The 13,928-nt window shown below is 74.0% G+C and carries 10 protein-coding genes; 6 read left to right on the top strand and 4 right to left on the bottom strand.

Annotated elements, in window-relative coordinates; translation table 11 throughout:
- Nucleotides 1–73: 73 nt before the first annotated feature.
- The 6 genes from infB to AC0665_RS33890 all read left to right on the top strand — a co-directional run bounded on the left by infB (nucleotide 74) and on the right by AC0665_RS33890 (nucleotide 9,831).
- Nucleotides 74–3,190 (top strand): translation initiation factor IF-2, encoded by a 3,117-nt coding sequence (gene infB, locus AC0665_RS33865; protein ID WP_478706481.1) that lies wholly within the window; start codon nucleotides 74–76, stop codon nucleotides 3,188–3,190.
- A gap of 132 nt (nucleotides 3,191–3,322) precedes the next feature.
- Complete coding sequence (locus AC0665_RS33870; protein WP_363118079.1) at nucleotides 3,323–3,616, top strand: DUF503 domain-containing protein; 294 nt, start codon at nucleotides 3,323–3,325, stop codon at nucleotides 3,614–3,616.
- Nucleotides 3,617–3,648: 32 nt separating this feature from the next.
- On the top strand, nucleotides 3,649–4,098 hold the full coding sequence (gene rbfA / locus AC0665_RS33875; protein ID WP_363118078.1) for a 30S ribosome-binding factor RbfA: 450 nt from the start codon (nucleotides 3,649–3,651) through the stop codon (nucleotides 4,096–4,098).
- Complete coding sequence (truB, locus tag AC0665_RS33880; protein ID WP_468412857.1) at nucleotides 4,095–5,000, top strand: tRNA pseudouridine(55) synthase TruB; 906 nt, start codon at nucleotides 4,095–4,097, stop codon at nucleotides 4,998–5,000. The genes rbfA and truB overlap by 4 nt, the downstream gene beginning before the upstream one ends.
- A gap of 261 nt (nucleotides 5,001–5,261) precedes the next feature.
- On the top strand, nucleotides 5,262–8,708 hold the full coding sequence (locus AC0665_RS33885) for a trypsin-like peptidase domain-containing protein (protein ID WP_478706482.1): 3,447 nt from the start codon (nucleotides 5,262–5,264) through the stop codon (nucleotides 8,706–8,708).
- A 169-nt stretch (nucleotides 8,709–8,877) separates the two neighbouring features.
- A complete protein-coding gene (locus AC0665_RS33890; protein ID WP_478609155.1) occupies nucleotides 8,878–9,831 on the top strand; it encodes a bifunctional riboflavin kinase/FAD synthetase in 954 nt (317 codons plus the stop codon).
- On the opposite strand, the gene AC0665_RS33895 is transcribed toward AC0665_RS33890, so the two are convergent.
- The 4 genes from AC0665_RS33895 to AC0665_RS33910 are packed head-to-tail and all read right to left on the bottom strand — an operon-like array spanning nucleotide 9,828 to nucleotide 13,910.
- Nucleotides 9,828–10,901 (bottom strand): oligopeptide/dipeptide ABC transporter ATP-binding protein, encoded by a 1,074-nt coding sequence (locus AC0665_RS33895; protein ID WP_478609158.1) that lies wholly within the window; start codon nucleotides 10,899–10,901, stop codon nucleotides 9,828–9,830. The genes AC0665_RS33890 and AC0665_RS33895 overlap by 4 nt on opposite strands.
- Nucleotides 10,898–11,956, bottom strand: coding sequence for an ABC transporter ATP-binding protein (locus AC0665_RS33900; protein ID WP_478706483.1), 1,059 nt, complete (start codon nucleotides 11,954–11,956; stop codon nucleotides 10,898–10,900). The genes AC0665_RS33895 and AC0665_RS33900 overlap by 4 nt, the downstream gene beginning before the upstream one ends.
- Nucleotides 11,953–12,867, bottom strand: a complete 915-nt coding sequence (locus AC0665_RS33905; protein ID WP_468412847.1) for an ABC transporter permease — start codon at nucleotides 12,865–12,867, stop codon at nucleotides 11,953–11,955. The genes AC0665_RS33900 and AC0665_RS33905 overlap by 4 nt, the downstream gene beginning before the upstream one ends.
- Nucleotides 12,864–13,910, bottom strand: coding sequence for an ABC transporter permease (locus AC0665_RS33910; RefSeq protein ID WP_478706484.1), 1,047 nt, complete (start codon nucleotides 13,908–13,910; stop codon nucleotides 12,864–12,866). Before AC0665_RS33910 ends, AC0665_RS33905 begins: the two co-directional genes overlap by 4 nt.
- Nucleotides 13,911–13,928: the final 18 nt, after the last annotated feature.

Here is a 13,928-nt window from a genome sequence, read left to right on the forward strand (position 1 = left end):
TCGATGAGTACGCGATGAGTACGCCCATGAACTAGCGACGGTCCGGACGCAACCCGGACCTCAAAGGAGCGAAGTGGCTAAGGTCCGGGTCTACGAACTCGCCAAGGAGTTCGGTGTCGAGAGCAAGGTCGTCATGGCCAAGCTCCAGGAACTCGGTGAATTCGTCCGTTCGGCGTCTTCGACGATCGAAGCGCCTGTTGTACGCAAGCTGACGGACGCCCTCCAGCAGGGCAGTGGCGGCGGCAAGTCCGCCCCCGCCCGCAAGGCTGCCCCGGCGAAGCCGGGCGCCCCCTCTCCCGCGCAGGCCGCCCGTCCGGCCGCCCCGCGCCCGCCGGCCCCCAAGCCGGCCGCCGCCGAGAAGCCCGCGGCTCCCGCCGCGCCGGCTGCTCCCGGCCCCCGTCCCACCCCGGGCCCGAAGCCCGCGCCGCGGCCCGCCCCGGCGTCCCCGGCTCCGACGACGCCCGAGTTCACCGCGCCCCCGTCGGCTCCCGCCGCACCGGCCTCGCAGGGCCAGGGCCAGGGCCAGGGCTCCGGCACGCGTCCGGGCGCCCCGCGTCCGGCCGGCCAGGCGCCGCGTCCGGGTGCCCCGCGTCCGGGTGGTTCCGGCCAGGGCGGCCAGGGCCGTGGTGACCGCGGCGACCGTCCCGGCGCTCCGCGTCCGGGTGGCGGCGCCCCGCGTCCCGGCGCCCGTCCGGCGGGTCCCCGTCCGGGCAACAACCCCTTCACCTCCGGCGGCTCCACCGGCATGGCGCGCCCGCAGGCGCCCCGTCCCGGCGGTGCCCCGCGTCCCGGCGGTCCCGGTGCGCCCGGTGGCGCCCCGCGTCCGCAGGGCCAGGGCCAGGGCGGTCCCCGTCCGCAGGGTGCCGGCGGCGGTCCTCGTCCGCAGGCTCCGGGCGGCGCGCGTCCGACCCCGGGCGGCATGCCCCGCCCGCAGGGTGGCGGCCCCCGTCCCGGCGGCGGTCCCGGCGGTCCCCGTCCGAACCCCGGCATGATGCCGCAGCGTCCGGCTGCCGGCCCGCGTCCCGGCGGCGGTGGCCCCGGTGGCCGCGGTCCCGGTGGCGGCGGTCGTCCCGGTGGCGGCGGCGGTCGCCCGGGTGGCGGCGGCTTCGCCGGCCGTCCCGGTGGCGGCGGTGGCGGTTTCGCCGGTCGTCCGGGTGGTCCCGGTGGCGGTGGCGGCGGTTTCGCCGGTCGTCCCGGTGGTCCCGGTGGCGGTGGCCGTCCCGGCTTCGGTGGCCGTCCCGGTGGTCCCGGTGGCCGTGGTGGCACGCAGGGTGCCTTCGGCCGTCCCGGTGGTCCCGCGCGTCGTGGCCGCAAGTCGAAGCGGCAGAGGCGCCAGGAGTACGAGGCCATGCAGGCCCCGTCGGTCGGCGGTGTGATGCTGCCTCGCGGCAACGGCGAGACCGTTCGCCTGTCGCGCGGTGCCTCGCTCACCGACTTCGCCGAGAAGATCAACGCCAACCCGGCGTCGCTCGTCGCGGTCATGATGAACCTCGGCGAGATGGTCACGGCCACGCAGTCCGTCTCCGACGAGACGCTGCAGCTCCTCGCCGACGAGATGAACTACACGGTTCAGATCGTCAGCCCCGAGGAGGAGGACCGCGAGCTCCTCGAGTCGTTCGACATCGAGTTCGGCGAGGACGAGGGCGACGAGGAGGACCTGATGGTCCGCCCGCCGGTCGTCACCGTCATGGGTCACGTCGACCACGGTAAGACCCGGCTCCTCGACGCCATCCGCAAGACGAACGTCATCGCGGGCGAGGCCGGCGGCATCACCCAGCACATCGGTGCCTACCAGGTCGCGACCGAGGTCAACGACGAAGAGCGCAAGATCACCTTCATCGACACCCCGGGTCACGAGGCGTTCACCGCCATGCGTGCCCGTGGTGCGCGGTCGACGGACATCGCGATCCTGGTCGTCGCGGCCAACGACGGCGTCATGCCGCAGACGGTCGAGGCGCTCAACCACGCCAAGGCCGCCGAGGTCCCGATCGTCGTCGCGGTCAACAAGATCGACGTCGAGGGCGCCGACCCGACCAAGGTGCGCGGTCAGCTGACCGAGTACGGCCTGGTGGCCGAGGAGTACGGCGGCGACACCATGTTCGTCGACATCTCCGCCAAGCAGGGTCTGCACATCGACTCCCTGCTGGAGGCCGTGATCCTGACGGCCGACGCCTCGCTCGACCTGCGGGCCAACCCGAACCAGGACGCGCAGGGCATCTCGATCGAGTCCCGCCTCGACCGCGGCCGCGGTGCCGTCTCGACGGTCCTCGTCCAGCGCGGCACCCTGCGGGTCGGCGACACCATGGTGGTCGGCGACGCGTACGGCCGCGTCCGGGCGATGCACGACGACAACGGCAACAGCGTCGCCGAGGCCGGTCCCTCGACGCCGGTGCAGGTCCTGGGCCTCACCAACGTCCCGGGTGCGGGCGACAACTTCCTGGTGGTCGACGAGGACCGTACGGCCCGTCAGATCGCCGAGAAGCGCGCCGCCCGTGAGCGCAACGCCGCGTTCGCCAAGCGCACGCGCCGTGTCTCCCTCGAGGACCTGGACAAGGTGCTCAAGGCCGGCGAGATCCAGCAGCTCAACCTCATCATCAAGGGTGACGCTTCCGGATCCGTCGAGGCGCTCGAGTCCTCGCTGCTCCAGCTGGACGTCGGCGAAGAGGTCGACATCCGCGTCCTGCACCGTGGTGTCGGTGCGGTCACGGAGTCCGACATCGACCTGGCCATGGGCTCCGACGCCATCGTCATCGGCTTCAACGTGCGCGCCGCCGGGCGTGCGCAGCAGATGGCCGAGCGCGAGGGTGTCGACGTCCGGTACTACTCGGTCATCTACCAGGCGATCGAGGAGATCGAGGCGGCCCTCAAGGGCATGCTCAAGCCGGAGTACGAAGAGGTCGAGCTCGGTACGGCGGAGATCCGCGAGGTCTTCAAGTCGTCCAAGCTGGGCAACATCGCGGGTGTTCTCATCCGCTCCGGCGAGGTCAAGCGCAACACCAAGGCGCGCCTCATCCGCGACGGCAAGGTGGTCGCGGAGAACCTCAACATCGAGGGTCTGCGTCGCTTCAAGGACGACGTCACCGAGATCCGCGAAGGGTTCGAGGGCGGTATCAACCTCGGCAACTTCAACGACATCAAGGTCGACGACGTCATCGCGACGTACGAGATGCGCGAGAAGCCGCGCGTCTGACCTGAGTCACGATCGGGGCCGGTCGGCGGGACTTATTCCGTCGATCGGCCCCGGCCGTTGCGTGTACGGTTCCCGTATCGGCGTCCAAGCGCGGCGCCCGTACCCCGAACCGGCGGGACATCCGGATCACACATGTATGTGGGGACTCTGTCCTTCGATCTGCTCCTCGGCGACGTCCACTCGCTGAAGGAGAAACGCTCTCTCGTCCGTCCGATCGTGGCCGAACTCCAGCGCAAGTACGGCGTGAGCGCGGCGGAGACGGGCAACCAGGACCTCCACCGCAGGGCCGAGATCGGGCTCGCCGTGGTCAGCGGGGAGGCGGGACACCTCACCGACGTACTGGACCGCTGCGAGCGGCTGGTCGCGGCACGGCCCGAAGTCGAACTGCTCTCGGTTCGACGCAGGCTCCACAGCGACGAAGACTGAAGCAACAAGAAAGCACTTAAGGAGACGGACCAGTGGCCGACAACGCGCGCGCCAAGAGGCTGGCGGACCTCATCCGAGAGGTGGTGGCCCAGAAGCTGCAGCGCGGGATCAAGGACCCGCGGCTCGGCTCGCACGTCACCATCACGGACACCCGTGTCACGGGTGACCTGCGGGAGGCGACCGTCTTCTACACGGTGTACGGGGACGACGAGGAGCGCGCGGCGGCCGCCGCCGGCCTGGAGAGCGCCAAGGGCATCCTGCGCTCCGAGGTGGGCCGCGCCGCGGGGGTGAAGTTCACGCCGACCCTGGCCTTCGTCATGGACGCCCTCCCGGACAACGCGCGCGCCATCGAGGACCTCCTCGACAAGGCGCGGCAGTCCGACGAGAAGGTGCGCGAGGCCTCCGCGGGCGCGAAGTACGCCGGCGACGCCGACCCGTACCGCAAGCCCGAGGACGACGAGACGGACGACACCGCCGAATGACCCAGAAGCACACCACGCCCGACGGCCTTGTCATCGTCGACAAGCCGTCGGGCTTCACTTCGCACGACGTCGTCGCCAAGATGCGCGGCATCGCCCGGACGCGACGCGTCGGGCACGCCGGCACGCTCGACCCGATGGCGACGGGCGTCCTCGTCCTCGGCGTCGAGAGGGCCACCAAGCTCCTCGGCCACCTCGCGCTGACCGAGAAGGAGTACCTGGGCACCATCCGGCTCGGCCAGAACACCCTCACGGACGACGCCGAGGGGGACATCACCTCCACCACGGACGCCTCCCAGGTCACCCGGGACGCGATCGACGCCGGGGTCGCCAAGCTGACCGGCGACATCATGCAGGTGCCGTCCAAGGTCAGCGCCATCAAGATCAACGGCGTGCGGTCCTACAAGCGGGCCCGGGACGGCGAGGAGTTCGACATCCCGGCCCGGCCCGTGACCGTCTCCTCGTTCGGCGTGTACGACGTCCGGGAGGCCGTCGCCGAGGACGGCACGGCCGTGCTCGACCTGGTCGTGTCGGTCGTCTGCTCCTCCGGCACCTACATCCGGGCCCTGGCCCGCGACCTGGGAGCCGACCTCGGGGTCGGCGGTCACCTCACCGCCCTGCGCCGCACCCGCGTCGGCCCCTACAAGCTGGACGCGGCCCGCACGCTCGACCAGCTCCAGCAGGAACTGACCGTGATGCCGATCGCCGAGGCCGCCGCGGCCGCGTTCCGCCGCTGGGACGTCGACGCCCGACGGGCCAAGCTGCTCACCAACGGCGTGCGGCTCGAGATGCCCGAGACCTACGCGGGCGCCGGTCCCGTCGCCGTCTTCGACCCGGAGGGGCGCTTCCTCGCCCTCGTCGAGGAGCAGCGGGGCAAGGCCAAGAGCCTGGCCGTCTTCGTCTGACGCGGACACGGGGGGCCGGCGGTCCGTCCGTGGAGCGGCGGCCACGGAGTACCTCCACTTCCGCCGCTCCACGGTCCCCCCTCGGTTCCCCCACCCCTAGGGTGTATCCCGCCGCCCCCGTTCCTTCACCCGTCCGTGCGGGCGCTCGGAGTGAACCGGGGGAGCGGAAGGGGGCGCTTTCGCCGAGCGATCTGTCCCGCTGATCATCACGCCCCTACTGTCGAACACAAGGGCACGGGTGTACGGCGGGGAGGCTCGACGATGGCGTCGCGGAACCGGTCCCGGGCGGCGGACGACAGCCCACGAGGCTCCCAGGACCGCCCCGGACCAGCGGGACACGAGGACGGGGCGATCCCCGGGGACGCCCTCGTCCGCATCCACGATCCGGCCGGCCGCCCCCGCGGCACCGGCTTCCTGGCCGACCACCACGGCACGCTGATCACCAGCCACGAGGCCGTCGAGGGCCTGCCCCGGCTCGTCCTGTACGGCGCGGGGGACCGTCGCCGGGAGGTGTCCGCCGACGCGGTCACCCCGCTGCCCGCACTGAACCTCGCCCTGGTGCGCACCGAGGGCCTCGGCGTGCCGCCGCTGCCCGTCACCGTGCGGGACGGCGCGCGGACGGGCGCCTATGTGCGGATCCCCGCCGGAGGCTGGCGCGAGGCCCGGGTGCTGGGCCCGGCCGCCGTGACGTACGCGGCCACGGACCGCTCCCACCGCCTCGAGGCGCTGGAGCTGGCGGTCGGCACGGCGGGACGGGACGCGCTGCGGCCGGGCGGCGGAGCGGCCGGGGGGCCCGTGCTCGACGCGCGGACCGGTGCCGTCGTCGCGGTCCTCGGCACCGCCCTCAGCTCCGACCACCGCGACGTCGGGTTCGCCGTACCGCTGCGCGCCCGGATCCCCGGCGCGGGAGGCCCGCTCGCCGAACTGCTCGCGGAGAACGCGGCGACGGTCCCCGCTCACGGGGCCGATCTGAACCTGGCCGGGGTGCTGGAGCTGGCCGGCACCTCGGTGGGTCTGGACGGCCCGCCCGGCGGGACCGGTGTCCCGGAGCCGGTCGAACGAGCGGAAGCGGCCGCCCGGTTGGACGCCTTCCCGGCCGGCCCGGCGGCCGTCCTCGGCCTCGTCGGGGCACCGGGCAGCGGCCGTACGACGGAACTCGCGGCGCTCGCCGAGCGCCGCGGCCGCGGCGGGCAGCCCACGCTGTGGCTGCGCGGCTGCGAGCTGCGCGACGACGACACCTCGGTGGCGGACGCGGTCCGCCGGGCGCTGACCCGGGCCGCCCCCGTCGTGGCCGCCGCCCGGGCCCCGCACCCGCCCTCCCCGCCGGTCCCGGCCGACCCGGCGGACACCACGCCCGAGCGCCTGGCCCGCCTCACCGGTTCGCTCGGCCGGCCCCTGCTGCTCCTCCTGGACGGCCCCGAGGAGATGCCCCCCGCAGTGGCCCGGCGGCTGTCCGTCTGGGCGGAGGAGACCGTGCGGTGGCTGCGGGAGACGGGAGCGCGGCTGGTCGTGGCCTGCCGTCCGGAGTACTGGGAGGAGCTGTCGGACCCGCTGCGCCGCCCCGCGTGCGTACGACTGGGCGATCTCACCGAGGACGAGGCCCGCGAGGCCCGGCTGCGGTACGGCATCGCCGAGGGCGCCCTCACCGGCCCCGGCGCCCGGCACCCCCTGACCCTCCGGCTGCTCGCCGAGATCCGGGACGGGCTGGACGGCCCCGCCGAGCGCCCCGTCCTGGTCACGGCCCCGCTCGACCGGGACGACGTCTTCGCCGCCTACCTGGACCTGATGTGCCTGCGCATCGCCCAGCGGCTGGCCGACGGGGCCGGGCTGCGCGGCACCGCCGTACGCAGGCTGGCCGCGAAGGTCGCCGGGCAGGTCCACGAGGCCGCCCGGCGCAGCCTCGGCCCGGGGACGGGAGACCTGGACCGGCAGGCGTTTGAGGAGGTGTTCCCGTGGGGGCCCGCCCCGGCGCGCCTCGGCGGCCATCCGGGCTGGGCGTCGGCCGTGCTCGCCGAGGGCCTGCTGGTGCCCGCCGGGCCCGGGTACCGCTTCACGCACGAGGGGCTCGCCGACTGGCTCCAGGGCACGCACCTCGACCTGGACGAGGCCCTGCACGTCCTCGTCCACCGCGGCGAGGACGCCGGGTCCGACCCCGTGCCGCGGCACCGCCTCGGACCGGTCGTCCAGGCCCTGCTGTACCTCGCCCGCCAGCACGGCGCCGGTCGGCCGGCCTCCCGGCTGGCCGACCTGGTGCACGCGCTGGACGCCGATCCGCGCTCCTGGTGGGCCGTCCGGCTGCTCACCGGGACGCTCACGGCCCTGCCCGACGCGACCCCGTACACGGAGGTGCTGCGGCTGCTCGCCGACCGGATCGTGGCATGGCGGCGACAGGAGCGGCCCGTGCCGCAGGAGCTCGGGCCGGGCTTCTGGACCGGCCTGCGGCTGCCCGAGGAGGCGCGCTGCGCGCTGCTGCGGCGGCTGGTGCACGCCGACGGGCCACCGTGCGAGGCCGGGCCCCGCTTCCTGGACGCCGTGGCCGGGCTCCTCGCCGGCGACCCCACCGCCGTGCAACCGCACCTCGCCGACTGGTTCGACGACGAGCAGCCGCTGCCCGCCACCCCGCACGCGACCGTCGCCACCGCCGCACAGGCACTGCTGCACACCCACCGCCACGGTGCCCTGGACGAGCTGACGGACGTGCTCGTCGACCGCGCGCACCCGCGAGCCGACGAACTCCTCGCCGTGCTGGCCGAGGAGGAGCCGTCGGCGCTGTGCCGGGCCGTCGACCGGTGGGCGCGTGACGAGCGCCCGGCGCGGCGGAGCGCCGCGCTCGCGCACGGACTGCGCACCGCCCCGCACGTGCGCACGGGCGGCGACCGCGCCCTCCTGCGCTACGCCGCCCTCACCCTGCTCGCCCGCCCGGCCGACCGTGCCCTGCACGGTGGCGCGCTCGCCCTCCTGGTCCGGGACCCCCATACCAGGGCCCGCTACCTCCCCCGGGCCCTGGAGCACTTCGCCGCGGGCGACCCGCGGTTCTCACCGGACGCCCTGGCCGAGGCCCTGCTGACCGACCCCGAGCCGGTCCTCACGGCCTTCGGGGCCCGGCTGGAGCGGCCGGACGCCGAAGAGGCGCTGCGGGCGCTCGTCGACGCCACCCCGTCCGGTCTGGCCCGGCGGGTCGCCCTGCTGCTGTGCCGGGCGGCGCGGCAGCGGCCGGAACTGGCCGGGCAGGTGGCCGCGTACGCGGACCAGCGGCTGGACCGCGGCCCGGCCGCCCGGCCCGTGCTCCTGCCGCTGGTCACCGGCCTGCTGGAAGGCGGCGACGTACGGCTGCGCTGCGCCCTCGCCGCCGTCCTCACCCCGCCCGGCATCCCCGCCTCGCGTCCGCTGCGCCGCGAACTGCGCGACGCGCTCCTGGCCCGTGAGCACGACACCGACGTCCTCGACGCGCTGCTGCACGCCGCCGCCCGCAACGGCGGGGACGACCTGCGCGACCTCGTCCACCGCGTCGGACTGCTCCTCGTGCGCACCCCGCAGGGCGCCGCCCGCTTCGACCGGGCCCTGGTCGACCTGGGGCGGCACGTGCCCGGCTTCGCCGCCCGCGCCGCCGGCTGGCTGGCCGCCGCGCCCGACGCGTGGGCGGCCCTCGTCGGGCCCAGTTCCCACCGGATGATCGAGAACCTGGCGGGCTCCGGCGTCCCCGTGTGACCGGCCTCCCCTACGCCGGGGCGCGGCACGCAGCCGTGCGCCCTGTCACAGCCCCCATGCCGATGCGGGCAGCGGACACCCGGCATGGCACCCTTAGACCTGCGCACGAGGCAACCACGGACAACGACCGGACACGGGTTCGACGAGCTTTCGACAAGGAGCAGGCACAGTGCAGCGCTGGCGTGGCTTGGAGGACATCCCCCAGGACTGGGGGCGCAGCGTCGTCACCATCGGCTCCTACGACGGAGTGCACCGCGGGCACCAGCTGATCATCCGGCATGCCGTGGACCGGGCGCGCGAGCTGGGCGTGCCCGCCGTCGTTGTCACCTTCGACCCGCACCCCAGTGAGGTCGTCCGCCCCGGCAGCCACCCGCCGCTGCTCGCCCCGCACCACCGCCGCGCCGAACTCATGGCGGACCTGGGCGTGGACGCGGTGCTCATCCTGCCCTTCACGACCGAGTTCTCGAAGCTGTCCCCGGCCGACTTCGTCGTCAAGGTGCTGGTGGACAAACTGCACGCCAAGGCGGTCGTCGAGGGCCCCAACTTCCGCTTCGGCCACAAGGCCGCCGGGAACGTGGAGTTCCTGTCCACGCAGGGCAAGACCTACGACTTCGAGGTGGAGGTCGTCGACCTGTACGTGACCGGCGAGGCGGGCGGCGGAGAGCCGTTCTCCTCCACGCTGACGCGGCGACTGGTCGCCGAGGGCGACGTCCGGGGCGCGGCGGAGATCCTGGGGCGTCCGCACCGGGTCGAGGGCGTCGTCGTCCGGGGCGCCCAGCGCGGGCGCGAACTGGGCTTCCCCACGGCCAACGTGGAGACGCTGCCGCACACGGCCATCCCGGCCGACGGCGTGTACGCCGGGTGGCTGCACGCCCAGGGCGAGGTGATGCCGGCCGCGATCTCGGTGGGCACGAACCCGCAGTTCGAGGGGACCGAGCGCACGGTGGAGGCGTACGCCATCGACCGCGTCGGGCTCGACCTGTACGGGCTGCACGTCGCGGTCGACTTCCTGGCGTTCGTGCGGGGGCAGGCGAAGTTCGACACGCTGGACGCGCTGCTGGTTCAGATGGGGCAGGACGTCGAGAAGTGCAGGGAGTTGGTGGCGGCCGCGGGGGCTGCCTAGTTCGCTTGTGGGCCGTCTGCGGGAGTGTGGGGGCTTGTCGCGCAGTTCCCCGCGCCCCTTGGGGGCGCGTCCGCACCTGCCCAGTGACATGCCACCTGTGATCCCCCGCCCCCGCTCAGCACCGCCAGGTCCTGGCTCCTGCACGCGTCCGCCACGCCCGCTGCCTCCGCCTCACCGCCGGCCAGGATCTGGCAGCGGGCGTGGAAGCGGCAGCCCGGCGGGACGTGGGTCGGGTCCGGGGGCTCGCCCGTGAGGATCACCGGGGCGCCGGGAGCCTCCGGGAGCACCGACAGGAGTGCCTGCGTGTAGGGGTGCCGGGGTGCCGTCAGGACCTGTTCGACGGCGCCCGTCTCCACGATCCGGCCCAGGTACATCACCGCGACCCGGTCGGCGATGTTCCAGGCCAGGCCCAGGTCGTGTGTCACGACCAGGGCGGACAGGCCGAGTTCGGTGCGCAGCCGCAGCAGCAGGGCGAGGATCTCGCCGCGTACCGAGGCGTCCAGGGACGCCACCGGCTCGTCGGCGACGAGGAGTTCGGGTTCCAGGACCAGCGCGCCCGCGATGACGACGCGCTGGCGCTGCCCGCCGGACAGTTCGTGCGGGTAGCGCAGGAAGAAGCGTTCCGGGGGGCGCAGACCGGCCCGGGACAGGGCCTCGGCGACCGCGGTGCGTTCGTCGCCGCCGTGCCCGTGGATGCGCAAGCCCTCGGCGACCGCGTCGTACACCGTGTGGCGCGGGTTGAGGGAGCCGCTCGGGTCCTGGAGGACCAGCTGGACACGTTTGCGGTAGGCCTTGAGGGACCGGCCGGAGTAGTCCAGCGGACGGCCGTCGAAGACGACCCGCCCCGCCGTCGGTTCGACCAGCCCCAGCAGGCTGCGCGCCAGGGTCGTCTTGCCGCAGCCGGACTCGCCGACCAGCGCGACGATCTCGCCGGGGCGGATGTCGAGGTCGACGCCGTCCACCGCGCGGGCCCGGGGGCCGCCGTGTCGGCCGGGGAAGGTGACGTACAGGCCCTGGGCGCTCAGCAGCGGGGCCGTGGTGACCTGGGAGGCCGTGGGGGAGAGGGTCATGACGTGCTGGGCCTCGCTTCCTCCAGGGCCTCCGGGCCCTCGGCCGAACCGGTCCGCGGAGTCTGCGGGCCGGTCGTCGCACGCTCCTCGACGGTCTCCGCTCCCGGTGGGGCGACCAGCACACACGCCGCCCGGCGCTCCGGTCCCGCCGCCCGCAGCGCCGGGTCCTGCTCGGCACACGACTCCAGCGCCACCGGGCACCGGGGATGGAACGTGCAGCCGGACGGCAGCGCGGCCGGGTCCGGCGGATCGCCCGCCAGACCCTGCGGCGCGAACCGGGACGCCGGGTCGCCGATGCGAGGGAACGCGGCCGACAGGGCGCGGGCGTACGGATGCCGGGCGTCCTCGTACACCCGCACCGCCGGGCCCTCCTCGACCACCCGGCCCGCGTACATCACCGCGAGCCGGTCACAGGTGTCGGCGAGGACCGCCAGGTCATGACTGATCATGATCAGGCCGAGGTCCTGGTCCGCGACCAGCTGCTCGATGAGCCGGAGGATCTGGGCCTGGATCATCACGTCGAGCGCGGTGGTCGGCTCGTCCGCGATGATCAGCCGGGGGTCGCAGGCCAGGGCCATGGCGATCATGACCCGCTGGCGCTGGCCGCCGGACAGCTCGTGCGGGTAGGCGTCCGCGCGGGCCGCCGGCAGCCCGACCTGCTCCAGCAGCTCGCCGGTCTTCCTCTTCGCTCCCGCCGCGGTGGCCTTCTTGTGCAGCAGGATCGGCTCGGCGATCTGATCCCCGATGCGGTGCACCGCGTTCAGGGAGTGCATCGCGCCCTGGAAGACGATGGAGGCACCGGCCCAGCGCACCGCCCGCACGCGGCCCCACTTCATGGCCAGCACGTCCTCGCCGTCGAGGAGCACCTCCCCGGTGATCCGGGCGCCCCCCGGCAGCAGCCGCAGCAGGGCCAGCGCCAGCGTGGACTTGCCGCAGCCGGACTCCCCGGCCAGGCCGAGCTTCCGGCCCGCCTCCAGGCGCAGGTCCACCCCGCGCACCGCGGCCGCCCCGCCCGCGTACGTCACGGTCAGGTTCCTGACGTCGAGCAGACTCAACGCGACACCCCCAGCCTGGGGTTGAGGACGGACTCCACGGCCCGTCCGCACAGCGTGAACGCCAGCGCGACCGCGGCGATGGCGATGCCCGGCGGCACCAGGTACCACCAGTCCCCGGCGCTGACCGCGCCCGCCTCCCGGGCGTCCTGGAGCAGCCCGCCCCACGACACGACCGTCGGATCGCCCAGACCGAGGAAGGCGAGCGTGGCCTCGGCGAGGATGGCCGAGGAGATGATGAGGGTCGTCTGGGCCAGCACCAGCGGCATCACGTTGGGCAGCACGTGCCGGGACATGATGTGCCAGTGGCCTCCGCCGAGCGCCCTCGCCCGCTCGATGTACGGCCGGGTCTCCACGGCGAGGGTCTGGGCGCGCACCAGGCGGGCCGTGGTCGGCCAGGTGGTCACGCCGATCGCGACGACGGTCGTGGTCAGCGAGCGGGACATCACGGTCGCCAGGGCGATCGCGAGCACCAGCGTCGGCATGACCAGGAACCAGTCGGTGATCCGCATCATCACCGTCGCGTACCAGCCCTTGAAGTGCCCCGCCGTCACCCCGATCAGCGTGCCGATCGCCACCGACAGCACGGCCGCGAGCAGCCCGACCAGCAGCGACACCCGCGAGCCCCAGATCACCAGGCCCAGCAGGTCGCGCCCGAACTGGTCGGTGCCGAGCGGGAACCCGGCGCTCGGGCTCTGCATCGGACGCCCGGGCGCGGCGGTCACGCTGCTCACGTCCGACCCGACGAACAGCGGTGCGAACAGCGCCAGCAGCGCGCACAGCGAGAGCGCGGCCAGGCCGTACAGCCCTGCCCGTTCGGAGCGGTACTGCCGCCAGAAGCGGGCGACGGACGCCCGGCGCCGCTGCCGGGCGAGGGCCCGTCGGCTCGGGGCGGTCGCGGTCGAGGTCGTCATCGGGCCACCCGGGGGTCCAGCAGCGGATAGACCAGGTCGGCGAGCGTGTTCATCAGGATCACCGCGGCGGCGAACACGAAGAACAGCCCTTGCACCAGCGGCAGGTCGGGCACGCTCAGCGCCTGGTAGAACAGCCCGCCCAGCCCCGGCCAGGAGAACACCGTCTCCACCAGGATCACGCCCGCCACCGTCCGGCCGAGGTTGATGAAGATCAGCGTCACGGTAGGCAGCAGCGCGTTCGGCACGGCGTGCCGGCGGCGCACCAGGTCGTCGCGCAGGCCCTTGGCCCGTGCGGTCGTCAGATAGTCGCTGCCCATCTCGTCCAGCAGCGCCGACCGCGTGACCAGCAGCGTCTGCCCGTACTCCACGGCCACCAGCGTCACCACCGGCAGCACCAGATGGTGCGCCACGTCCAGGACGCGGGCGAAGCCCTCCTCGCCGCCGGACTCCATGCCGCCGGTCGGGAACATGCCGGGCAGCGGCCCGATGCCCACCGACAGCACGATGATCAGCAGCAGCCCGAGCCAGAAGGACGGGATGGAATACAAGGTCAGCGCCAGGCCGGTGTTGACCCGGTCGCCGAGCCCGCCGCGCCGCCACGCCGAGCGCGTGCCCAGGAAGATGCCGAGCGCGGTGTAGAGGACGAACGCCGTCCCGGTGAGCAGCAGGGTGTTCGGCAGCGCCTCGGTGATCTTGTCGACGACAGGCGCGCGGAACTGGTACGACGTGCCGAAGTCGCCGGTCAGCGCCTTGCCGCAGTAGTCCGTGAACTGCCGCCACAGCGGCAGGTCGAGCCCGAACTCCTCGCGGTAGGCGGCCAGCTGCTGCGCCGAGACCTGACGGCCGCCCGTCATGGTCTTCACCGGGTCGCCGGGGATCAGCCGGAAGAGGAAGAAGCTGGTCACGAGCACGGCCAGCAGGGACACGGCGGCACCGGCCACCTTGCCCGCCAGGTACCGCGGGTACGCGGAGCCCTTGCGCGCCCGCGGCCCGGGCGTCCTCTGTTCGTCCTCGACCAGCGCGGGGGTCGCCTCAGCGGTCATGAGTACCCGCTCGCCGCT

Source organism: Streptomyces sp. NPDC043685 (assembly GCF_056436585.1).